This window comes from Pseudomonas phoenicis, from assembly GCF_047302395.1.
Lineage (GTDB): Bacteria > Pseudomonadota > Gammaproteobacteria > Pseudomonadales > Pseudomonadaceae > Aquipseudomonas.
Window position 1 is genome coordinate 2,249,478 of the sequence record NZ_CP154852.1, and the last position, 23,048, is coordinate 2,272,525.

The 23,048-nt window shown below is 67.1% G+C and carries 16 protein-coding genes; 5 read left to right on the forward strand and 11 right to left on the reverse strand.

Annotated elements, in window-relative coordinates; translation table 11 throughout:
* Positions 1 to 65 precede the first annotated feature (65 nt).
* The 4 genes from fis to prmA form a co-directional block, all read right to left on the reverse strand.
* Complete coding sequence (gene fis, locus AA0Z93_RS10160) at positions 66 to 386, reverse strand: DNA-binding transcriptional regulator Fis (protein ID WP_008093076.1); 321 nt, start codon at positions 384 to 386, stop codon at positions 66 to 68.
* Positions 383 to 1,396, reverse strand: a complete 1,014-nt coding sequence (dusB, locus tag AA0Z93_RS10165) for a tRNA dihydrouridine synthase DusB (protein ID WP_413045434.1) — start codon at positions 1,394 to 1,396, stop codon at positions 383 to 385. The genes fis and dusB overlap by 4 nt, the downstream gene beginning before the upstream one ends.
* A gap of 283 nt (positions 1,397 to 1,679) precedes the next feature.
* Positions 1,680 to 3,014 carry a DUF3426 domain-containing protein gene (locus AA0Z93_RS10170; RefSeq protein ID WP_413045433.1) on the reverse strand — a complete coding sequence of 445 codons (1,335 nt, stop codon included), beginning with the start codon at positions 3,012 to 3,014 and terminating at the stop codon, positions 1,680 to 1,682.
* A gap of 160 nt (positions 3,015 to 3,174) precedes the next feature.
* Complete coding sequence (prmA, locus tag AA0Z93_RS10175) at positions 3,175 to 4,059, reverse strand: 50S ribosomal protein L11 methyltransferase (protein ID WP_413045432.1); 885 nt, start codon at positions 4,057 to 4,059, stop codon at positions 3,175 to 3,177.
* Positions 4,060 to 4,231: 172 nt separating this feature from the next.
* Here prmA and AA0Z93_RS10180 point away from each other — a divergent pair, with 172 nt between their 5' ends.
* A complete protein-coding gene (locus AA0Z93_RS10180) occupies positions 4,232 to 8,140 on the forward strand; it encodes a hypothetical protein (protein ID WP_413045431.1) in 3,909 nt (1,302 codons plus the stop codon).
* A gap of 57 nt (positions 8,141 to 8,197) precedes the next feature.
* On the opposite strand, the gene accC is transcribed toward AA0Z93_RS10180, so the two are convergent.
* The 6 genes from accC to AA0Z93_RS10210 all read right to left on the reverse strand — a co-directional run bounded on the left by accC (position 8,198) and on the right by AA0Z93_RS10210 (position 16,693).
* Positions 8,198 to 9,553 (reverse strand): acetyl-CoA carboxylase biotin carboxylase subunit, encoded by a 1,356-nt coding sequence (accC, locus tag AA0Z93_RS10185; RefSeq protein WP_296269347.1) that lies wholly within the window; start codon positions 9,551 to 9,553, stop codon positions 8,198 to 8,200.
* Positions 9,554 to 9,570: 17 nt separating this feature from the next.
* Entirely contained in the window at positions 9,571 to 10,032 is a 462-nt protein-coding gene (gene accB, locus AA0Z93_RS10190; RefSeq protein ID WP_413045430.1) for an acetyl-CoA carboxylase biotin carboxyl carrier protein, read from the reverse strand.
* Positions 10,033 to 10,126: 94 nt separating this feature from the next.
* The gene (aroQ, locus tag AA0Z93_RS10195) at positions 10,127 to 10,579 is read right to left on the reverse strand and encodes a type II 3-dehydroquinate dehydratase (protein ID WP_413045429.1); all 453 of its coding nucleotides are present in this window, start codon (positions 10,577 to 10,579) and stop codon (positions 10,127 to 10,129) included.
* Between the two features lie 163 nt (positions 10,580 to 10,742).
* Positions 10,743 to 12,524: a protein-disulfide reductase DsbD gene (locus AA0Z93_RS10200; RefSeq protein WP_413045428.1), complete on the reverse strand. Its 1,782-nt coding sequence runs from the start codon at positions 12,522 to 12,524 to the stop codon at positions 10,743 to 10,745.
* 332 nt (positions 12,525 to 12,856) lie between these two features.
* Positions 12,857 to 14,818 (reverse strand): methyl-accepting chemotaxis protein, encoded by a 1,962-nt coding sequence (locus AA0Z93_RS10205; RefSeq protein WP_413398578.1) that lies wholly within the window; start codon positions 14,816 to 14,818, stop codon positions 12,857 to 12,859.
* Between the two features lie 300 nt (positions 14,819 to 15,118).
* Complete coding sequence (locus AA0Z93_RS10210; protein WP_413045427.1) at positions 15,119 to 16,693, reverse strand: diguanylate cyclase; 1,575 nt, start codon at positions 16,691 to 16,693, stop codon at positions 15,119 to 15,121.
* Positions 16,694 to 17,033: 340 nt separating this feature from the next.
* On the opposite strand from AA0Z93_RS10210, the gene AA0Z93_RS10215 reads away from it, so the two are divergent.
* The 4 genes from AA0Z93_RS10215 to speA all read left to right on the forward strand — a co-directional run bounded on the left by AA0Z93_RS10215 (position 17,034) and on the right by speA (position 21,363).
* Positions 17,034 to 18,098 (forward strand): DUF2333 family protein, encoded by a 1,065-nt coding sequence (locus AA0Z93_RS10215; RefSeq protein ID WP_313741397.1) that lies wholly within the window; start codon positions 17,034 to 17,036, stop codon positions 18,096 to 18,098.
* Position 18,099: 1 nt separating this feature from the next.
* Positions 18,100 to 18,639, forward strand: a complete 540-nt coding sequence (locus AA0Z93_RS10220; protein ID WP_413045426.1) for an NUDIX hydrolase — start codon at positions 18,100 to 18,102, stop codon at positions 18,637 to 18,639.
* Positions 18,640 to 18,848: 209 nt separating this feature from the next.
* Positions 18,849 to 19,217 (forward strand): translation initiation factor Sui1, encoded by a 369-nt coding sequence (locus AA0Z93_RS10225; RefSeq protein WP_413045425.1) that lies wholly within the window; start codon positions 18,849 to 18,851, stop codon positions 19,215 to 19,217.
* Positions 19,218 to 19,449: 232 nt separating this feature from the next.
* Positions 19,450 to 21,363 carry an arginine decarboxylase gene (gene speA / locus AA0Z93_RS10230; RefSeq protein ID WP_296269356.1) on the forward strand — a complete coding sequence of 638 codons (1,914 nt, stop codon included), beginning with the start codon at positions 19,450 to 19,452 and terminating at the stop codon, positions 21,361 to 21,363.
* Between the two features lie 330 nt (positions 21,364 to 21,693).
* Here speA and AA0Z93_RS10235 read toward each other — a convergent pair whose 3' ends face one another.
* Complete coding sequence (locus AA0Z93_RS10235; protein WP_413045424.1) at positions 21,694 to 23,028, reverse strand: MATE family efflux transporter; 1,335 nt, start codon at positions 23,026 to 23,028, stop codon at positions 21,694 to 21,696.
* Between the last annotated feature and the right edge of the window lie 20 nt (positions 23,029 to 23,048).

A 23,048-nucleotide genomic window follows, 5' to 3' on the forward strand; every position in this document is an offset into this window, starting at 1 on the left:
ACGCGGTGGAGTCAGCAAAAAAGGCGTCTCTTATCAGGAGCCGCCTTTTCGGGTTGGATTCTGGATCAGAGCAGGTCGTACTGCTTGAGCTTCTTGCGCAGGGTACCGCGGTTGAGGCCGAGCATTTCGCTGGCCTTGGTCTGGTTGCCCTTGACGTAATTCATCACACTTTCCAGCAACGGCGCCTCGACCTCCGAAAGCACCAGGTTGTACACGTCCGTGACAGTGGCGCCTTCGAGGTGGGCGAAGTAGTTGTGCAGCGCCTTTTCGACGCTGTCGCGAAGGGTCTGGCCTTCTTCGCTCGGCGTGTTGAGGTGCTGTTTCAGGTTGGCGTTGTCGCTCACGGGCGTTGTTCCACTCACTAATGTCTCGGTCATCATCGTCATGCGGCCACCCCTCGTCCGTCCTCTGTCCCAAGGTGCTCTCGACGCGCCTGGAAGTACGCGGCGATGTCGTCGCGTTGGGCCTGCGTGTCTTGCAGCGCGTTGAACCGGGTGCGAAATTCCTTGCCGCCGGGTCGTGTCGCCAGGTACCAGCCAACGTGCTTGCGGGCGATACGTACACCCATCACCTCGCCGTAGAAGGCGTGCAGCGCGGCCAGGTGCTCCAGCAGGATGCGTTCCACTTCGTCCAGCGCCGGGGCCGGCAGGTGCTCGCCGGTTTCCAGGTAATGCGCGATCTCGCGAAAGATCCACGGCCGCCCTTGGGCGGCGCGGCCGATCAACAGCCCGCTGGCGCCAGTGGCCTGCAAGACATCGCGGGCTTTTTCGGGCGAGGTGATGTCGCCGTTGGCGAAGACCGGGATCGACACCGCCTGGGCGATGGCCGCGATGGTGTCGTATTCGGCTTCGCCGGTGTACAGGTCGGCCCGGGTACGGCCATGCACCGCCAGGGCCTGGATGCCTGCCTGCTCCGCGATCTTCGCCACGTTCAGGCCATTCTTGTTCGCGCGGTCCCAACCCGTGCGGATTTTCAGCGTGACCGGCACGTCCACCGCGCCGACCACGGCGTGGAGGATGTCCCTGACCAGCGCCTCATCTCTCAATAAAGCAGAGCCTGCAGCTTTGTTGCAGACTTTTTTCGCCGGGCAACCCATGTTGATGTCGATGATCTGCGCACCGGCCTCGACGTTGGCGCGGGCCGCCGCAGCCAGCATCTGCGCGTCGCCACCGGCGATCTGCACCGAGCGCGGCTCGGGATCGCCTTCATGGATGCGGCGCAGACGCGACTTGCGGCTGTTCCACAGGCTCATGTCGCTGGTGACCATCTCCGACACCACCATCCCCGCGCCCAGGTGCTGGCAAAGGGTACGGAAAGGCTGGTCGGTGACCCCGGCCATGGGCGCAAGGATCAGATTGTTGTTCAGTGTGTAAGGGCCGATGCGTACCGCCGACATAGGTGTTCCCTGTTGTGGGGCCGGATCATGGGCGTTCGAAAAAGGGTGGGCATGATACCCGCTCTGGATGACTGGATAAAGACGGAATTGGATAAAATCTGAGCAGTTGCCAAGGCATCGGCCAGTTTCCCGCGACGAGCGGCCAGCCCATTCGGCTCCGTATCGAGAACCGCGATGCGCCTTCTCGGGGCAGGCTGCATCGAAAGGCCTCAGGCCTGCACTACGCCGCGTTTCGTTGGCCTCTAGGAACCACACCGCTGAGGCCGGATTCGGAGTGTTCGGCTTACTCCGGCGAGCGGAAGCTCAAACTGTAGTTCACCGCCTTCGGCCCCGGGTCGAGAATGTCCAGGGCGATATGGATCGGTGTCTGGCTGGGCATGTCGCCGCGTCCCGCCAGCTCCCCGGACAGGTACTCGCTGGGCTTGAAGCGTCGACTGGCGATCAGTTGGCCGTTGAGGTCGGCGAAGCGCAGCTCGAGCTGCGGGAACGGCTGACTGAACGGCGCGCGGTTGTAGATGATCGCATCGACGATCAGCGCGCCCTTGAAGTCGGGGTGGCTACGCACCACCAGGTTGCTGCTCTTGATGCGCTGCACGTCCACGCGGGTCGGCACGGTGCAGCCCACGAGCGGGCAGACCTGCTGGAACAGCGGGCGGTAGCTGTCCTGCCGGGCCAGTTCGTCGAAGTGGTAGGCCACGTATTGGTAGGCCAGCACGCCGAGAGCCAGCACGCAGGCCAGGCCCCATAGCAAACGTCGTCCCCAGCGTGGCGGTGGCGCTTCCCAGCCCAATTGCAGCGGGTCGTCGACCACATCGATCAAAGGTTCGCTGCGCAGGCCGCGCGCTGGACGCGGGCCGAGGCTCGGTTCCAGGCGCTCCTCGGGGGCTTGGCCATGGTCCGGCTCGTCGGCCTGCGCACGGGCCGACAGGCGTTCGCCATAGGGTTCGTCGTCCAGGGCACTGAGGCCGTCCAGGGATGCCACGTGTTCGTCGGGCAGCGGCTTGCCCAGACGCGGCTGCTCGTCGGTGAAGGGTTCCGGCGCATCGGCGTCCAGGCGCAAGGTCGGTTCGGTGCGCGGATCGTCGTGGCGTTCGTCGGCTTGCGGGGTTTCCACCAGGGTGGGCACAGGTGCGATGGGTAACGCCGATTCGTCGGCATGGCCACGGTCGGCGGTGCCGAAGGGTTCGTGCAGGTGTTCGTCGAGCCCGATGTCGTCGCGCCGGGCGTGCAAGGGCGCATGCTGCGCCGCGTCGTCGGAAGGCACGGCGGTGTGCCGGCGTTCCAACGTGGCCAGTGCCTGGTCGAGGTCCAGAGCGTCGAGCGCCGAATGGGTGGCGTCCCAGTCGGCCTGGGTCGACGCGACGGGCGCCACCGCCACGGGCGGCAGGCTCGGTTCGGTGGGCCTCGCCGTTGGCACCGCAGGCGGCAGACCGTCGGCTGCGGCTGCCAGCGCCTGGCCGGTGGCCGCCTGGCTTTGCTCCAGCAACTGTCGGGCCGCGCTGAACACGTGCAAGCATTGACCGCAGCGCACTACGCCACGGGCCACGCTCAACTGGTGATGCGTCACGCGAAAGCGTGTCTGGCATTGCGGGCACTGGGTGACGAAGCTGTCGGTCATGCGGCGGTCCGTGGTGGTGGGCGGAAAGTGATTTCAGACGTTACACGACACCTGAACGATACGGCGCGCTCGCGCGGGCCGGTGGCCCAACGCCGCGGACGCTCGGCAGGCCCGCTCCAGGCCTTGCGCACAGGCTGCGCCAGGCCCTGGGGCAGGGGTTTCACCCTGCGCGGCGGCGGCCACTGATGCGTACCCAGCCGTCGCGCTCGGCGATCGGGTCGAGGTCGAACGCGTCGGCATAGGCCGCCGCCACCTCCTCGCCCTGTTCGGCGAGAATGCCCGACAGCGCCAGCGACCCGCCCTCGCGCACCAGGCCGGCCAGTTGCGGGGCCAGCGACACCAGCGGCCCGGCCAGGATGTTGGCGACCAGCACGTCGGCCTGCATGGCCGGCATGTGTTCGGGCAGGTACAGGGCCAGGCGCTGTTCGGCGATGCCGTTGCGCCCGGCATTGTCGCGCGAGGCTTCCAGCGCTTGGACGTCGATGTCGGTGCCGACCGCTTCGCGCGCGCCCAGCAGCAGCGCGGCGATGGCCAGAATGCCCGAGCCGCAGCCGAAATCCAGGACCTGCGTGCCTTGCAGGGGCTGGCCGTCGAGCCACTCCAGGCACAGCGCGGTGGTGGGGTGAGTACCGGTGCCGAAGGCCAGGCCCGGGTCGAGCAGCAGGTTGACGGCTTCAGGCTCGGGCGCGTCATGCCAGCTCGGCACGATCCACAGACGCCGACCGAAGCGCATGGGCTGGAAGTTGTCCATCCAGCTGCGCTCCCAATCCTGGTCTTCGATCACCTCGGCATGGTGCTCGGGCAGCGCGGCGCCAGTGAGCAATTGCAGGTGGGCGAACACCGCCTGCGGCTCGGCGTCGGCTTCGAACAACGCCAGCAGGTGCGTGTTGGACCACAGCGGCGTGGTGTTCAGATCGGGTTCGAAGATCGGCTGGTCTTCGGCGTCCATGAACGTGACCGATACGGCGCCGACTTCGAGCAGCGCATCTTCGTAGGTTTCGGCTTGTTCCGGGCTGATGGCCAGGCGTACTTGCAGCCAGGGCATGGCGGGTACCTCAGAAAATCGACGGGGCAGCGGCAGGGCTGCGCAAAGCGCGCAGTCTACGCCAGGCACCGGGAAATGGGGAACTCCCGCGCTGGGACAGCAATAAATAGCCCTTGCTCAGGCAGCACGCGGCGCAGGGTAGCGGCCCTTTCGTCTGCCTGGAGCCTTCCCTGTGAGCACATCGACCGATACCCCGCTGGTGCCTGCCGCCATCGCCACGACACTCGACCGGCTGGTCGCGTGGACCGTGCACGTCGAACCGCGCCTGCGCGCCCAGCCGCGTTTTCTCGAAGTGCTGGAAGAGCAGGTCGGCGTCGAGTTGCGGACCTACTTTCCAGGACCGATCGACCCGCGCTTCGTCCAGGACATGCTCGACGCCGCCTTGCTGCGGCACATCGATCAGGCGCCGCCAGTCTACGACCAGGCCCGGCACGCGCCTTGGCGTTGGGAAGGCCTGAGCGTCCAGGAAGTCCCCGAAGTGCGCCGCGAAATCACCTTGCAACTGGTCGAGAGCTTGGGCAGCCGTTTGCTGGAGCATTACGAGGACGCCGTGCGTCGCTATTGGAGCTCCACACCGGCGGGCATCGACGCGGCCCAAGACTTCCGCTCGTGCCTCGATGCCTGGCTGGACGCCCACCTCCAGGCCATGGGCGAAGCCTTGCAGCCGCAGGCCCTGACCGGCATGGACGCGCCAGGGGTGCGCCTGCTGATCGAGTCGCTGCAACAGACCTGGCACGAGCAGGCGGTGTTGCCGGCCCTGGCCAGCGACGCGCAGCGCGGGGCCATCGACCGTTTGAGCAGGGCGCAACTGCCGGACTGGCGCAAACGGCTCGACGATGCGCAGAGCGCGCGCCTCACCGAGGCGCTGGAACTGTGGCGCGCCGCCGAGCAGCGCGCCATGGTGTTGTTTTCACCGGTGATCGACCTGCAATCCCATATACGCCAACGGCTCGGTGAAGCGCTGCGCGAGCAGTGCGACAACGAGCTCTCGCCCGATTTGATCCGCCTGCGCCTGCTGCGCCACGCTGCCCCCGACCGCCCACCCGTCGAGCTCACGCTGAGCGAGCTGGCCAGCCGCGGTGCGCTGGACCTCGAGCCGCTCTACCAAGTCGTCGACATCAGCAGCGCCGTACGCCTGGGCGCAGTGCCCACGGTCGAGCAGGTGCGGCAGTTGCTGTCGGGCGCCGACTACCTGGCCGGCTACCCCGAGGCGCTGCGCCAGCACGCCGCGCAGACCGAGGTGCACAGCGCGCTGCTCGATGCGGCCGACCTGGCACTCAAGTACAGCGCGCGGGTCGGCGCTTATGCCGGGCACATGACCGACGTCCAGCATGCACGTGTGCTGGAGGTGGCGGCCGGCACCGGCGCGGGGGTCGTGGTCAATGGCGTGCGTGTGTTCGGGGCGCTGTGCGCCGATTTGCGCGTGTTCGCCCTGAGCGGCGACGCAGGCAGGCCGCAGACGTTGCTGCTGCATGCCCCCGGCAAGCCCGACGGGCAGGAGTGGGTGGTGCTGCGCTCGCCCTTGCAACTGTCCGAAGAGTTGGTGGGCTGGTTGCGCGAGGCACCGGGGCGCGCGTATGTGCAGGCGCAGGTAGCGTTGGCCGAACGCGAGCGGGTGGCCCAGGCGATCGAAGCGGTGCTGGAAAAGCCCAGCGGCTGGTCTGCCGAACAGGAGCACCTGAGCCCATTCGACGGTTATCGCCAAGCGCTCGAGCACAGCGTGCGGGCGCATCTCCAGGCCCGGCTCGACGAGGCGTCGGAAAACCAGGTACCGGCCTGGTACAGCGCGCTGGCGCTGGAAGAACAGCGGGCGATCAACCTGCTGCGCCAGCAGGCGGGCCATGCCGAGCAAGACTTTGCCGATGCCCTGGGCGGCTGGCAGAGTTTCCAGCGCTACGCGCGTGGCGCCATCGCCCAGGCCATCGAACCCTACCTACGCAGCAAGGGGCTGGAAGAGGCGGTCGATCCCGAGTCGATCATCATCGATTACCGGCCAGGTCTGGTGGACGGCCGCGTGGCGTCGGTCAACCTGGTCGATCTGGTGAGCTTCGGCTACGACGACAACAGCGGCATCGACCACCCCGAGCATGGCGTGCGCTCCAGCGTCGGCCAAGACCTCAGCGCCCTGCGCAGTGCCGATCTGGCGCGCTATGCGCGGCGCGCCTACCTGGGCGAAAGGTACGCGGCGGCGATGCGCGCCCAGCACCTGCAAGGCGCCGACTACGGCCTCAAGCGTCAGACCTTCGCCCGCGCCCTGGCCACCGGCATGCACCGCGACGTGCGCGAGGCCTTGGCCAGGGGGCACATCGACCGCGCCACCCATGCAGGGCTGATGGCCCGCGTCAATGCCTTGGCCGCGACCGTTACCCTGGACTTGCCTCAGGACACGGCCGAAACCGTGTTGGATACCTCCGGCCTGGTGCGGCTCACCGTGGCTGACGCGCCGATCCTGGGCGTGTACGTGTTCCGCTGGATGCAGGGCGGTACGGTTCGGGACTGGCTGTACACCCCCGTCGCACCCGACGGCATCCGGCTGCGCCCTTACGCCGAGCTCGACCGCGCGGCGGGCGGGTCGTTGCGCGGTCACCTGCTGGCGCGCACGCGCCTGGAGCAGCACGCGGCCGTGCTTGCGCGCTTGCAAGCGTTGGCCCGCGGCGACGGCCATCGCGATGCGCTGCGCCGGCTCAATCAGGTGGCGGGCCTGGCGAACGAGTACGACCTGTACATCGAGCACGCATTGGCCGATGTCGAGGACGCTACCGCCAGCCGCGCCGAGGTGATCCGCGACCAAGTGGTCAAAGGCCTGCTGTTCGCCGTGCCGTTGAGCATGGTCTGTGCGCCCTTCGCAGCCTTCATCGGCGCCTGGTTCGTTGCCGCCGCGCTGCGCGAGGCGGTCATCGCACACACTAAGGGCGATACGGCGCGCGCGCTGCAAGCCTGGTTGGAGGTGTCCTGGGGCGCGCTTGGGCTGTTGGCCCACCTGCCCGGTGTGAGCCTGCAGGCGGTCAGGCCGCTGGTGCGCGATGTGTACCGGTATGGATCGCGACCACGTCCCGGATTGAGCCAGGCGACTCGCCAGCCGGTCATGCGCTTCGATCGGCGTTGGGCCGTGCGGCATGCACCGCCGACCTTGCACGAAGTCGGCGAGGAAGGGATTTGGGCCGGCACTTGGCGCTCCACGGCCAGCGCCGATGCCAGCGGCGCCGAATACTTCATCCGCCAGCAAGGCCGGTTGTACAAGGTCGAATACGACAAGGCCCATGACACGCTGCGTGTGGTCAAGGGCAACAACCCCGCCAGCTATCACCGCGAAGCCATAGTCCTGGGGCCACAGGGGCGCTGGCTGCCCAACAGTACCGGCCTGCGCGGCGGTGCACCGGCACGCGACGCGGGGCGCATCACCAGCCCTCGGCAGATCACAGGCGGCGCTGGCCAGCCGGACAACCGGCGTGGCGCGCTGCAAGGCGAAGCGGTGGTGGCGCGCCTGGGCCGCGAAGCCGACGACAACTACCTGTTCACCCTCAATGCCCAGACCTGCGTGGCCGTGTCGCTGTACAACCCCACCACCCAGGCCGGCGCGGTGATCCATTTCGACCACAACATCAAGCCCTTGATCGAGCAGTCGGTGCATGGCGTGCTGGCGCGCATCCGCAGCCAGGCTTCGGACAGGGTCAGCGCGGTGATGGCCGGCGGCGATTGGCTGGGGGGCGAAAGCATCGGCGAGCCGGTGCGCGCCGTATTGCGCCAGAACGGCCTACGGCCGACCTGGGAGCATTGGTCCTGGTCCAGCTGTTTCGGCAACACCTACGGCATGACGCTGGACCTGCGCACCGGCCTGACCCGGGTCTATACCCTGCACGGCGACCTGGTCGAGCGCGTGCTCGATCCGCTGCTGCGCTCGGCGCAGCAGGGCGCGCCGGGTCCGCTGGCGTTGCGCGCGCGGCAGTTCATGGGCCGGGTACGCTCCGAGCCGCTGGTGCAGGGCAGCGATGGCGTAGTGCGCAACCGTGCGGGTGCCGCAGTAGGCAGCGCCGATTACCAAGAGCATGCCATCAGCCTGGTGGAGGTCAGCGGCCTGTGAAAACGACAGCCCCGGCGCAAGGCCGGGGCTGTTTTTGGTCATCGCATCACTGCTCGATCAGTCCTGGTTGGCCAGTTTGTGCTCGAGGTAATGGATGTTGATGCCGCCCTTGCAGAACCCTTCATCGCGCACCAGGTCGCGGTGCAGCGGGATGTTGGTCTTGATGCCGTCGACGACGATCTCGTCCAGGGCATTGCGCATACGCGCCAGGGCTTCTTCGCGGTCCTTGCCGTAGACGATCAGTTTGCCGATCAGCGAATCGTAGTTCGGCGGTACCGAGTAGCCGCTGTACAGGTGCGAGTCGACCCGTACGCCGTTGCCGCCCGGCGCGTGGAAATGCTTGACGGTGCCGGGGGAGGGGATGAATTTCTTCGGGTCCTCGGCGTTGATCCGGCATTCCAGCGAGTGGCCGCGGATGACCACGTCTTCCTGGCGGTACGACAGCTTGTTGCCGGCGGCGATGCTGAGCATCTCCTTGACGATGTCGATACCGGTGACCATCTCCGAGACCGGGTGCTCGACCTGGACGCGGGTGTTCATCTCGATGAAGTAGAAGCTGCCGTTCTCGTACAGGAACTCGAAGGTGCCCGCGCCGCGGTAGCCGATCTCGATGCACGCGTCCACGCAGCGCTTGAACACTTCCTGGCGCGCGGTTTCGTCGATGCCGGGGGCCGGCGCTTCTTCCAGCACCTTCTGGTGGCGGCGTTGCAGCGAGCAGTCGCGGTCACCCAGGTGGATGGCGTTGCCCTGGCCGTCGGAGAGCACCTGCACTTCCACGTGGCGTGGATTGGTGAGGAATTTCTCCAGGTACACCATCGGGTTGCCGAACGCCGCACCGGCTTCGGTACGGGTCAGTTTGGCCGAGGCGATCAGATCCTCTTCCTTGTGCACCACGCGCATGCCGCGGCCACCGCCGCCGCCAGCGGCCTTGATGATCACCGGGTAGCCGACCTTGCGGGCGATTTCCAGCGCGGCGTCTTCGTCTTCGGGCAGCGGGCCGTCGGAACCCGGTACGGTCGGCACGCCCGATTTGATCATGGCGTGCTTGGCCGAGACCTTGTCGCCCATCAGGCGGATGGTGTCGGCTTTCGGGCCGATGAAGGCGAAGCCGGATTTCTCGACCTGCTCGGCGAAATCGGCGTTTTCGGCCAGAAAGCCGTAGCCGGGGTGGATCGCCGTGGCGCCGGTGACTTCGGCCGCCGCGATGATCGCCGGGATGTGCAGGTACGATTTGTTGGACGGCGCCGGGCCGATGCACACCGATTCGTCCGCCAGGCCCAGGTGCATCAGTTCGCGGTCGGCCGTGGAGTGCACGGCGACGGTCTTGATACCCAGCTCTTTGCAGGCACGCAGGATGCGCAGGGCGATTTCACCCCGGTTGGCGATCAGGACTTTTTCGAGCTTCCCAGACATCGTTGGCTCTCCGCGCTTCAAACGACGGTGAACAGCGGCTGGTCGAACTCAACCGGCTGACCGTCTTCGACCAGGATGGCATCGATGACGCCGCCGATGTCGGCTTCGATGTGGTTCATCATCTTCATGGCTTCGACGATGCACAGGGTGTCGCCCTTCTTCACCGATTGACCGACTTCGGCGAAGTTCGGCGAGGTCGGCGACGGCTTGCGGTAGAAGGTGCCGACCATCGGCGAGCGGATCACGGTGCCCTTGAGCGCAGGTGCGGCGGCTTCGCCAGCCGGCGCGGCAGCGACCGGTGCGGCAGCGGCGGCAGGCGCAGGGGCGGCCATCGGAGCGGGTGCGTAGAACTGCTGGCCGGCCGGGGTCTTGCTGTGACGGCTGATGCGGACGGACTCTTCGCCTTCCTTGATCTCCAACTCGTCGATGCCAGACTCTTCCAGCAGCTCGATCAGTTTCTTGACTTTACGGATATCCATTAAGCGACTCCCAGGATTCGGTCGGGGATGTAAATTGAAAACGTATCAGCAACGTTCAGTCGAAGCCGCGGCCCAAGGCCACGGCTGTGTGTCATCAGGGCTGTGCGTGCGCAGCCAGGTGTTCGAACGCGGACTCCAGGGCCAGGCGATAGCCCATGGCGCCCAGGCCGCAGATCACGCCGACCGCCACGTCGGAAAAGTAAGAGTGGTGACGGAACGGTTCGCGCTTGTGCACGTTGGACAGGTGCACTTCGATGAATGGGATGCTCACCGCCAGCAATGCGTCACGTAAGGCGACGCTGGTGTGGGTGAACGCCGCCGGATTGATCAGGATGAAATCGACGCCTTCGTCGCGCGCGGCGTGGATACGTTCGATCAGCACGTGCTCGGCATTGCTCTGCAAAGCGTGCAGGCGATGACCCTCAGCATGGGCGCGTCGCTCCAGGTCCTGATTGATCTGCGGCAGCGTAGTGGCGCCATAGTGGCCCGGTTCGCGGGTGCCTAGCAGGTTCAGGTTGGGGCCATGCAGCACCAGTAGGGTTGCCATCTGCGATTCCTTGGTTTTGTAGGGCAATTCGACACAGCGCGGCGACTATGCCGCAAACCGCTTTGAGTGTCCAGTTCCCGGCAATAGTCAGCACGATGAGCGAGGTTCGCCCAAAGTACGTGACTAAAAGCCAGAAATGAGTCACTTGGGTGACAAGTGGGCGTCAGGGCAGAAGTTTGCTGCGTACTCGGCCCAAGGTGGCGACGAAGTCGTCGACGTTCACTTCGCCCACCACGCGGTCTGCGCGCAGTTCGTCGCCGTTCGCCGCAAAGAACAACAGCGCGGGTGGGCCGAACAGGCCGTAGCGGTCGAGCAGGGCGCGCTGTTCGGCGTTGCTCTGGGTGATGTCCAGGCGCAGCAGGGTGAAGTCGTTCAAAGGTCGCTGCACGGCCGGGGCGTTGAGCACTTCGTGTTCGATGACTTTGCAGCTGATGCACCAATCGGCGTACCAATCGAGCAGCACCGGGCGGCCGGCGGCCTTGGCCTCGGCCAGCGCGGCGTCGAGCGCGGCCGGGGTGCTCAGGGTCTGCCAGCGCTCGGCGCCGGCGGCGGTCTGGGCCACGCCGGGCGCTGCGGCCTGGGGCAAGGGGCGCAGCGGGTCGCCCTGGCCGCTCAGCGCGCCGTACCAGCAAGCCAGGCCATACGTGAGCAACAGCAGGCCCAGCAATTGCGCCAGGCGCTGGTGCGGGGTCTTCACCTGCGCCCACTCCAGGGCGCCGAGGAACAGCGCTACGCCCGCCGCCAGCAGGCCCACCAACAGCAGCGTCGCCGGCCCCGGCAGCACACGGCTGAGCAGGCCGATGGCCAGCCCCAGCAGCAGCACGCCGACGGCGTTCTTCACGGTGTTCATCCAGGCGCCGCTCTTGGGCAACCAGGCCGCTCCGCCCACGCCGACCAGCACCAGCGGCGCGCCCATGCCCAGGCCCAGGGCGAACAGCTTCAGCGCACCGCCCAAGGCATCGCCGCTGGCGCTGATGTACAAGAGGGCGCCGGCCAGCGGCGCGGAAACGCAAGGCGATACCAGCAGGCTCGACAGCACGCCGAGCACCGCCGCGCCCAGCAGCGAGCCGCCGCGGGTGCGCTGGGCCATGCCGTCCAGGCGGTCGCTCAAGCGTTGTGGCAGCTTGATCTCGAACAGTCCGAACATGGCCAGGGCAAACAGCACGAAGAACAGCGCAAAGGGCACCAGTACCCAGGGCGATTGCAATTGCGCCTGCAGGTTGAGGCCGGCGCCGAACAGCCCCATCAGCGCGCCCAGCACGGCGAAGCTCGCCGCCATCGGCACCACATAGGCCAGCGACAGCGCCAACCCGCGACCGCCGCCCACCTGCCCACGCAGTACCACGCCCGAGAGGATCGGCAGCATCGGCAGCACGCAGGGGGTGAAGGTCAGGCCGACACCGGCGAGGAAGAACAGCAGCAGGGATTTCCAGGTCCAGCCCTGTTCGGAGGCAAGGCCTGCGGCTCCAGCGGCGGGGCCGTCTCCGGGAATGCTCAGGCGCTGCGTCTGCGGCGGGTAGCACAGGCCTTTGTCGGCGCAACCCTGGTAGCCCACCAGCAGGGTGAAGGCTTGCGGTACGTCCTGGCGCGGCACACGGATGTCGACTACATCGTGGTACACCTCGACGTCGCCGAAGAACTCATCGTGCTTGGCCTGGCCCGGCGGAATCTGCGCCGCGCCCAGGGCCAGCCCCGCCGGTTCGCTGTGGAACTGGAAACGGTGCTTGTACAGGTAATAGCCGTCGGTGGCGACGAAGCGCAGGGTGACGCTCTGCGCGTCGCTCTTGACCAGGCTCAGCTGGAAGGCCTGCTCGACCGGCAGGAAGTCGGCCTGGTTGCTGCCAGGCGCTGCGCCCAGGGTGGCGCTCGGTCGGTCGCCGAGCAGCCCGGCGGCGAAGGCGGGGCTGGCCAGCAGCAGGATCAACAGGAAAAACAGGCGGCGCATGGCGGACTCGCTAGGTGGAACGTGCGCGCATGATAGCGGAGTTGCCGGCAAGGGTCATGGATGCCACATGGCGCTCCAGGCGTCGCGCGCCCGTTTGGGACAAGACACGCGTATCGCCGTGTTCGATCCGTCGTCCAGAGCACATGGGCGACCGGGTCCTTTGCTGCCTACGCCGGGCTCAAGCGCTACTCGCAGGTCTTGTGTGCGGGTTCCTTGCAACCGGGCGCAACACGCATTGCTGCATTCAGCCGCCGCTCAGACAGAACGGATGACCGATCGCTCGGCGCCCGTGCCAGCGCCGGACGGTTTTTCTGGCCATCGATGCGGGTTCATCACACCCGAAACGCGCGCACCGCCGTGTTCAGCTCGCCGCCCAGGCGCAACAACTGGCCGCCTTGCTCGCGCCCTTCGCCGATGCGTTGCAGGTTGTCGTTGCCCAAGGCATGGATGCGCTCGCTGTGGTCGCGGATCTCGCCGACGGCGCCGCGCTGCTGGGCGGTCGCTTCGGCGATGCGCACGGCCGTGTCGGCGATGGTGGCGATGGCGCGCACGATCTCGTCCAGCGCGCCGTCGGCGGCCTGGGCCTGGCTGGCGGTATGGCGGGCATGCTCGAGCTGCGCGCGCATACCCTCCACCGACTGGCGTGCAGCCTGTTGTAGGCGGTCGATCAGGCTTTGGATTTCGCCAGTGGCGCCGGTGGTGCGCTGGGCCAACGAGCGCACTTCGTCGGCGACCACGGCGAAGCCGCGGCCCATCTCGCCGGCGCGGGCGGCCTCGATGGCCGCATTCAGGGCCAGCAGATTGGTCTGTTCGGCGATCGAGCGGATCACCGTCAGCACGCTGCCGATGGTGGCCGATTCCTCGGCCAGCTGCTCGATGCTGCGCGCATTGCCCTGCACCTCTTCGACCAAGGTGCGCAAGCCCGCCAGGCTGCTGCCGATCACCTGCTGGCCCTGGGCGACCGCGCTGCCGGCGTCCTGGCTGGCGCCAGCGGCGGCGCTCGCGTCGCTGGCGACCTGGACGATGGTGGCTTCCAGTTCGCCCAAGGCGTCGCGGATCAGCGCGGTATCGCCGGCCTGGCGTTCGGCGCCGTCGTGCAAAGCGCTGCTCATGTCGGCCAGGGCGTGGCTGCTGCCGCCCACCTGCTCGGCGTGGTGGCGCAGCGTGCCGATCAGCTCCACCAGGTAATGGCGCAGGCGGTTGAGCGAGGCTTGGATGTCATGCAGTTCGCGGTTGCTGCGGCCCAGGGCGATGGGCTGGGCGAAATCGCCCTCGGCCCAGCGCGACAGAGCCGGAGCCAGGTTGCTCAGGGTGCGCGCAAGGCGGCGCTGGAGGGTGTCGATGAGCACGGCGATAAGCAGTATCAGCGCGATCATCAGGCCTTGCAGGGTGCGCACCTCGCTCTGGATCTGGCCGTGCAGGGCGCGCACTTGCGGCTCCATGGCGGCGATCGCGCTGCGCACCGCGCCCAGGCGCTGTTCGGTGCTGGCGGCCAGGGCGGCGCGCTGCTCGATCTGCGCGCGGGTGCGCTGCAGTTCGGTCGGGTAGCGGTCGATGAGGCTGCGCAGTTGGCGCTTGAGGTCGATGCCCAGGTCTTGCGGAGCCTTCTCGGCGTCGCTCTGCAAACCCATGAGCGCGGCGAAGTCGTCGCTGCCCGAAGTCGCTGCAGCGTTCACGCCGAGCAGGGGCAGGGCGTCGAGCAGGCTGGCCTGGGCATCGATCAGTTGCAGTTCGCGTTGCACCTCGTCGGCCAACTCGGCGCGACCGCTGCTGACCAGCTTGTCGCGTGCCAGGGACAGCCGCGCCAAGTGCACGGCGGCGTCCAGCAGCGGCGTGCGATAACCGTCGGCGGCGGAGCCGCCGCCATCGGCCGCATAGCGCGCCAGTTGCTCGAGGGTCGCGCCCAGCTCGCGTTCGGCCTGCAACAGCAGGGCCTGCGGGTCGGCGGCCAGCTTGCCGGCGGCCAGCAGGTCGGCTGCGGCGAAACGCTGCAGGTCGTCCAGGCTCGGGTGCAGTCCGTCGGCCAAGGCTCCGGGCCAGGCGCTCAGGCTTTCCTGCAGCTGCTCGATGGCTTGGATGGCGGCGGCGTGGCGCAGCGCATCGCCACTGCCCAGGTAGGCCTGGACGTTGGCGGCGCCTTCGTTCTGGAAGCGCTGGGCCAAGGTCAGGTAGCGTTCCATCATCTGGTACGGGCGCTGCAAGGCCTGCTGCGACCACCACAGGGTCGCGCCCAAGGCGATGCACACCGTTACCAGCAGCAGGGTGTTGAGGTTGGTCAGCAGCTTCAGACGCATGGCCGCGCACTTCCGGCAGGGGGATGACCGCGCTGACGGTATTGCCAATTGATGACCGGTTGATGACGGCAATCGCCTGCAGCCGCTCCTGCAGTGAGGGCCAAGGCGTAGGCAAGGCTAATCGAAGTGCCGAACCGGCCGCTCCCCCAGTGAAATCAGGCCAATTTGTAGGGGCGGCCGGTTCGGCGCTCCGATTAGCCGAGATGGGCGGCAGCGCCGCCCTGATCCAGGCGCCACATCGATCCTGGGCGGTGTGGGTCAAGGCCATCGCGGCTACTTAGAACACCTGACCGGCCGCTTCTACGAGGCAGGGTCGGCTTTCAGGACGCAGTTGCGGCCGCTGTGCTTGGCAGCGTACAGCGCTTCGTCGGCGATGTTGCCCAGCAGCGAGGCGTCCATGCCGTCACCCAGGCTGGCCACGCCCGCGCTGAAGGTGCAGTTCAGCGGCTGCGGATGGGCCGGGTAGTGCAGCTCGGCAAAGCGCTGGCGCAGGTCGTCGAGCAGGCGATAGGCCGCGTCCAGTGGCGTGTCGGGCATCACGATGGCAAACTCCTCGCCGCCGTAGCGCCCGATGAAGTCGGTGCGCCGCAGACGCTGACGCAGGAATAGCGCCAGGCTCTTGAGCACGCGGTCGCCGGTGGGGTGGCCATGCACGTCGTTGATGCGCTTGAAGTGGTCGATGTCGAGCATGGCGAAGCTCAGCGGCTGGCCTTCCCGGCGCGCTCGATGGCTGCAGTCTTCGAGCAGCTGCAGGATGTGCGTGTGGTTGTACAGCCCGGTCAGGCTGTCGCGCACCAGCCGCGCCTGCAAGAGACGCGCACGGGCCGCGCGGTTGTGCACCGTGGTGACCAGTTGCCGAGCCTGCACCGGCTTGGTGAGGAAGTCGTCGCCGCCTTCGCTCATGGCCTCGAGCTGCTTGTCCAGATCGGCTTCGGCAGACAGGTAGATGATCGGCACGCTCACGTAGCGGTCGTTATGGCGAATGGCCCGTGCCAGTTCCGAGCCGGTGCAGCCCGGCATGTACATGTCGAGAATGATCAGGTCGGGCTGGAAGTCGGCCAGGATGTCCATGGTGCGCAGCGGCTCGATGAGCACCCGCGTGGCGATCCCCGCGTGCCTGAGCATGCGCTCGGTATACAGCGCCTGGGCGCGCGAGTCGTCGATGATCAGCACGCGGAACGGGTCGAGGTCGGCGGAGTCGTGCAAGCGTTCGATCTTTTCCAGCAGCGCGGAGGCCTCCAGCGTGCCGGTGAGGAACGCTTTGCCGCCGACCCGCGCCGCGCTCAGCCGTGCGCAGGTGTCGTTGTCGTCCTGGCTGAAGAACAACAGCGCCAGCGGGGGTTCGGCGTCGGCTTGCAGGGCCTGGGCCAATTGCAGGCCGCGACCGGGGCCGGCGAAATCCACGTCCAGCACCACGATTCCCGGCGGCGCCTCGGCCAGCGCGCTGCGCAAGGCGTCGACGCTGTCCAGGGCCTGCGCCGCCAGGCCGAAGAACGCCAGTTGCTGGACCAGCCGCTCGGCCGCTTGCGCATCTTGCAACAACAGGTACAGCGGCCGGCGCAAGGCCGGCAGGAGCACATCGTCGAACTGGTCGTCACGGCGCAGGCTGCTGCGGGCCAGTTGCTGGATCAAGGGCGCAAGCGCATCCAGCGCGCCGGCCGGCAATGACGGCTGGCCTTCGAGCAGCGGCTCGAGCTGTGCGCACAGCGCCTGGGCCGCAGCCACTTGTTGCGCGTGCTCGCACTGCTCGGCGGTCCGCCACAGGCGCAGGCTCGCCTTGTGCAGGTAGCGCAGGCCGGTGCGGGTCGGATCGGTGTGGTGCAGGCGTTGCCAGAGCAGCAGGACATCGCGGGTTTGTTGCAGCACTTGGTGCATGCGCGAAGACCTTGAGGGGACGGAGGGGGGGGTAAGGGGTGGGTTCATGGGCTCACTGCGGTCGCAGTCCGATAGTGGCTCCATGCTAGCACTGCTCGGGGGCCAACTGCCCGCTGCCATGCGACAAAATGCACCATCTTTCTACACGGGCCGCCGAGCGGTGAGTCGCGTATGCGCATGAAGGCGTCTGCTTTATAGTGCCGAGCCGGTGATCTGCCGTGGCACCCTAGCGTTACCCTGTGGTCCAAGGCCCAGGCCCTGTCGTGAAAGCGCCTGCCCATGGTGGGGTGGTTTCCGTACAACGTTTCGCACTCGACGTGACTGATTAAGGACAAAAGCCATGCTGGACTGGAAAAAACGCGAGGCCGCCGACGCGCCGAGCGAGCGGGCCGAATCCCGCAAAGCCACCCCCCGACGCCGTGGCGGCATCTGGGGCCGCACTCTGGCTGCGGTCATCGGTGTGTACCTGCTGGTGTGCATCGGCCTGAGCTGGTACTGGAGTCAGGAGCCCGACCTGTTCCCGGTGCAGCAGACCGCGCAGACCGCCGCCCAGCAGTCCGGCCAGAAGATGGTCGTGGGCTACACCACCGTCGAAACCCTGAAGAACGTCTCCGGCACCCTGCTGAACAAGCCGGGCGGCTACATCGCCAACGACCGGTTCCCGCCAGGCCTGTGGATGGACAACATGCCGAGCTGGGAATACGGCGTGCTGGTCCAGGTGCGTGACCTGTCCCGCGCACTGCGCAAGGACTTCGCCCGCTCCCAGTCGCAGTCCACCGAGGACGCGGACCTGGCCAAGGCCGAGCCGCGCTTCAACTTCGACCACAAGAGCTGGATCCTGCCATCGAGCGAATCGGAGTTCGAGGAAGGCATCAAGTCGCTGTCGCGTTACCAGGCGCGCCTGGCCGCCGGTGACAAGGGCGCGATCTTCTACACCCGGGCCGACAACCTCAACAACTGGCTGGGCGACGTCGCCACCCGTCTGGGTTCGCTGTCGCAGCGCCTGTCGGCGAGCGTCGGTCGGGTCAAGCTCAACAGCAACCTGAAAACCGAAGCCATCGTGCCTGGCCAGGCGCCGCAGGTGGACGAGGAGCTGGTGGAAACGCCTTGGCTGCAGATCGACAACGTGTTCTACGAGGCCCGTGGCCAGGCGTGGGCGCTGTCGCACCTGCTGCGCGCCATCGAAGTCGACTTCGCCGACGTGCTGGCGAAGAAGAACGCCACGGTCAGCGTGCGGCAGATCATCCGCGAGCTGGAAGCCTCGCAGGAACCGCTGTGGAGCCCGATGGTGCTCAACGGCAGTGGCTTCGGCATGTGGGCCAACCACTCGCTGGTGATGGCCAACTACATCTCCCGTGCCAATGCCGCAGTGATCGACCTGCGTCAGCTGCTGTCCCAGGGCTGACATGCCGATCGACCCCTTGGAGGCCGCGCACCGCGCGGCCTCCGATGTCGAGCGGGTCGCCTGGGTGGACGCCCAGGACCGCTTGCTCGGCGCCCTGCCGCGGGCCGAACTGCGCGAGCGCGCGCTGATCGGCCGTGGCACGTTCATTCTCCTGTTCAACAGCCAGGGCGAGCTGTGCGTACACCGCCGCACCTTGAGCAAGGCGCTGTACCCCGGTTACTGGGACGTGGCCGCCGGTGGCATGGTCGGGCCCGACGAAAGCTACGCGCAGTCGGCCGCCCGTGAGCTGGAAGAAGAGCTGGGCGTGAGCGGCGTGGCATTGCGCTTCCACGAAAAGTTCTTCTTCGACCAACCCGACAACCATTTGTGGTGCGCGGTGTTCTCTGCGGTGTGGGACGGCCCTTTGCGCCTGCAACCCGAAGAGGTGCTGGAAGCGCGCTTCGTCAGCCTCGACCAAGCGCAAGCCGACAGCCTGAGCAAACCCTACTGCCCCGATTCCCTGGCCGCGTTGCAACGCTACCGTCGCGCGCTCGGCCGTTGACCTGGCGGCGCCTCCGGCAAGGTCGCAAAACAGGCGCAAAATGGCGCATTCCGCTACTTGGGCCTTAGGCTTTTTCTGGTTAAACTGCGCGCCCTTTATGGGTTGCCGCGTGTACCGCGACAATCAGCGCCGCCCCTGCCAGAGTGGGGCCTCGCGGTCGGCCCGGCACCAGGCTCGATCAGTTTCTGCCCTCAACAAGAGGCACGAACGTGGCCAAGAAATCCTCCTCCTTCGCCGCCCTCGGCGGTCTGGTCTATTCCACCGATGCCGGCCGCCATTGCCCCGACTGCAGCCAGCCGGTCGATGCCTGCATCTGCCAGCAGCACGTGCCGCAAGGCGACGGCATCGCCCGCGTGCGGCGCGAGAGCAAGGGCCGTGGCGGCAAGACCGTCACCACCATCAGCGGCCTGGCCCTGGCGGCCGAGCCGTTGAAAGCGCTGGCCACCGAACTCAAGCGCCGTTGCGGCACCGGCGGCGCGCTCAAGGATGGCGTCATCGAAATCCAGGGCGAGCATGTCGAACTGCTGCTCGCCGAACTGACCAAGCGCGGCTTCACGGCCAAGAAGTCGGGCGGTTGAACGCTGCGCGCCGGTGCGTTGCCGGTGACTTCGGGCGCCGTTCGACCCGACCGCGTGTCATCTGTGAACCCAGGCCTTTGCGGCGGCAGCCCAGGTTTTTACCCCTGCGTTTCTAAACTCGCTTGTGCAACCGGGGTCTATCCCCAGCATGGACGAACCGTCACTTTCAGCTTCTACACTGCCTGCCACCGTGCATTGGGCCGTGTTCTGACTTTTCTAATAGGGGACTTGAATGTCCGTACGACGCACACGCAAAGACGATGGCAGCCAGTGGACCGTGGCCGACAGCCGCAGTGTTTATGGCATCCGCCATTGGGGCGCAGGCTATTTCGCCATCAATGAAGCCGGGCGCGTGGAAGTGCGCCCCAACGGCCCCGACAGCTCGCCCATCGACCTCTTCGAGCAGGTCGACGAGCTGCGTCAGAGCGGCCTGAGCCTGCCGCTGCTGGTGCGTTTCCCCGACATCCTGCAAGACCGCGTGCGCCAGCTCACCGGCGCCTTCGACGCCAACATCGCGCGCATGGAGTACCAGAGCCAGTACACCGCCCTGTATCCGATCAAGGTCAATCAGCAAGAAGCGGTGGTCGAAAACATCATCGCCACGCAGAACGTCTCCATCGGCCTGGAAGCCGGCTCCAAGCCCGAGCTGCTGGCCGTGCTGGCCCTGGCGCCCAAAGGCGGCACCATCGTCTGCAACGGCTACAAGGACCGTGAGTTCATCCGCCTGGCGCTGATGGGCCAGAAGCTGGGCCACAACGTGTTCATCGTCATCGAGAAAGAGTCGGAAGTGGCCCTGGTGATCGACGAAGCCGCCGAGCTCAAGGTCAAACCCCAGGTCGGCCTGCGCGTGCGCCTGTCGTCGCTGGCGTCGAGCAAATGGGCCGACACCGGCGGCGAGAAGTCCAAGTTCGGGCTCTCGGCCGCGCAGTTGCTGTCGGTGGTGCAACGCTTCAAAGACGCCGGCCTCGATCAGGGCATCCGCCTGCTGCACTTCCACATGGGCTCGCAGATCGCCAACCTGGCCGACTACCAGCACGGTTTCAAGGAAGCCATCCGCTACTACGGCGAGCTGCGCGCGCTGGGCCTGCCGGTCGACCACATCGATGTCGGCGGCGGTCTGGGCGTCGACTACGACGGCACCCATTCGCGCAACGCCAGCTCGATCAACTACGACATCGACGACTATGCCGCCGTGGTGGTGGGCATGCTCAAAGAGTTCTGCGACGCCCAAGGCCTGCCGCATCCGCACATCTTCTCCGAGAGCGGCCGGGCGCTGACGGCGCACCACGCCATGCTGGTGGTGCAGGTCACCGACGTCGAGAAGCACAACGACCAGGTGCCGACCATCGAAGACAAGGCCAGCCTGCCGGAAACCGTGCAGTGGCTGGTCGATCTGCTCGGCCCGACCGACATCGAGATGGTCACCGAAACCTACTGGCGCGCTACCCACTACATGAGCGACGTGGCTGCGCAGTACGCCGACGGCAAACTCAGCCTGTCCGAAAAGGCCCTGGCCGAGCAGTGCTATTTCGCCGTGTGCCGACGCCTGCACAATTCGCTCAAGGCCCGCCAGCGCTCGCATCGCCAGGTGCTCGACGAGCTCAACGACAAGCTGGCCGACAAGTACATCTGCAACTTCTCGGTGTTCCAGAGCCTGCCCGACACCTGGGCCATCGGCCAGGTGCTGCCGATCCTGCCGTTGCACCGCCTGGACGAAGAGCCGCTGCGCCGCGCCGTGCTGCAAGACCTGACCTGCGACTCGGACGGCAAGATCAACCAGTACGTCGACGAGCAGAGCATCGAGACCAGCCTGCCGGTGCATGGCATCAACGAAGGCGAAGACTACCTGCTGGGCATCTTCCTGGTCGGCGCTTATCAGGAAATCCTCGGCGACATGCACAACCTGTTCGGTGACACCGACTCGGTGAACATCTACCAGAACGCCGACGGCAGCGTGTACCACGCCGGCATCGAGACCCACGACACCATCGAGGACATGCTGCGCTACGTGCACCTGTCGCCCGAAGAGCTGATGACCCACTACCGCGACAAGGTCGCCAGCGCCAAGATCAGCCCGCGCGAGCGTACCCAGTATCTCGATGCGCTGCGCCTTGGGTTGACGCGTTCGTCGTACCTGTCGTCCTGAATCGCGGGTGTTTCGGGTGTCCCGTCTCCGGCGAGCCGAACGGCGGCGTCACCCGCGCTGGTGGAGCGGGCTGGATCAGGGCGTCGCCGCCGCCCATCGCGGCTGAACCGGTGCGCCGGCCGGCCGCTCCCACAGAGTCTCCTGCAGAGACGCGGTCGCCCGGGAGTGCAGCAACCTCGCAGGAGCGGCCGATTCGGCGCTCCGATCAGCCGCGATGGCCGGCGTAGCCGGCCCAACTGCCTACGACGCCGTGCTTGCTGTCAAACCGCAGAGGCTGGCCCGCGTTGCAAGCCCGGCAGCTGACCGCAAGCACTCCCTCTGCCCCCACCTTCAAACCCAACCGCCCATCCTGCGCACGCGCCAGGCCACCGCGCCCAGCGTCGCCGCCCGTAGCGCCATGAACGCCAGAAACGCCAACCACAGGCCATGGTTGCCCAGCCCGCGCAAGGCCAGGGCCAGCGGCAAAGCGAGCAGCACCGACAGCAGCATGGCGTTGCGCATCTCCCGTGCCCGCGTGGCGCCGATGAACAGCCCGTCGAGCAGGTAGCTCCACACCGCCACCAACGGCAGCAGCGCCAGGTACGGCAAATACGGGTAAGCCGCCTCGCGCACGCTGGCGATGTCGGTCTGAACGTCGATGAACAGGTGTCCGGCGCCCAGGAACAGTGCCGCAAAGCCCAGACTCACCAGCAACGACCAGCCCCCGGCCACCACCAGCGAACGGCGCAACACCTCGCGTTGGCGGGCGCCGATGGCGTGGCCGCACAGCGCCTCTACCGCGTGGGCCAGGCCGTCCAGCGCATAGGCGGTGAGCAGCAGGCCATTGAGCAACAGCGCGTTGGCCGCCACCGTCGCCTCGCCCAGCCGCGCGCCTTGCACGGTCAGCAGCAGGAATACGCATTGCAATGCCAGGCTACGCAGAAAGATGTCGCGGTTCACTGCCAGCAGCGGGCGCCAAGCCTGCCAGCGGTGCAGGGCCGGCCACGCCATGCGCCCCGGGTGGGCGCGCAGCGCCGGGCGGGTCAGGGCCAGGCCGAGCAGGGCGGCGCTCCACTCGGCGATCACCGACGCCCGCGCCGAACCGACCACACCCCAGTCCAGCCCCAGCACGAACCACAGGTTCAAGGCGATGTTCAGCAGGTTGGTAGCCAAGAGGATCGCCAGGGGCGCGCGGGCATTCTGCGTGCCGAGGAACCAGCCCACCAGCGCATAACTGGCCAGCGCCGCTGGCAGCCCGAGCAGACGGGTGTGGAAAAAGTCCTGGGTGGCCTGTTGCAGGGCCGCGCTGGGTTGCATGACGTGCAGCGCCAACTGGCTGAAGGGCAGGGCGAGCAGGCCCAGCAGCAGCGCCAGGCCCACCGCCAGCAGCAAACCCTGGGCCAGCACCTGGCGCAACGCCGCGCCGTCACCACGCCCGGCTGCCTGGGCGGCGAAGCCGGTGGCGCCCATGCGCAGAAAGCCCATCAAACCCATCATGAAGGTGAACAGCACCGCGCCCACCGCCACTGCGCCCAACTGATGGGCATGCGGCAAATGGCCGATCACCGTGCTGTCGACCAATGCCACCAGCGGCACGCTGACGTTGGACAGGATCATCGGCGCGGCCAGTGCCCAGACCTTGCGGTGGGTGGCGCGGTGGCGCCAATCGGTCAGCAGTGAAGGCATGCAACTCCAGAAGGTTCGGG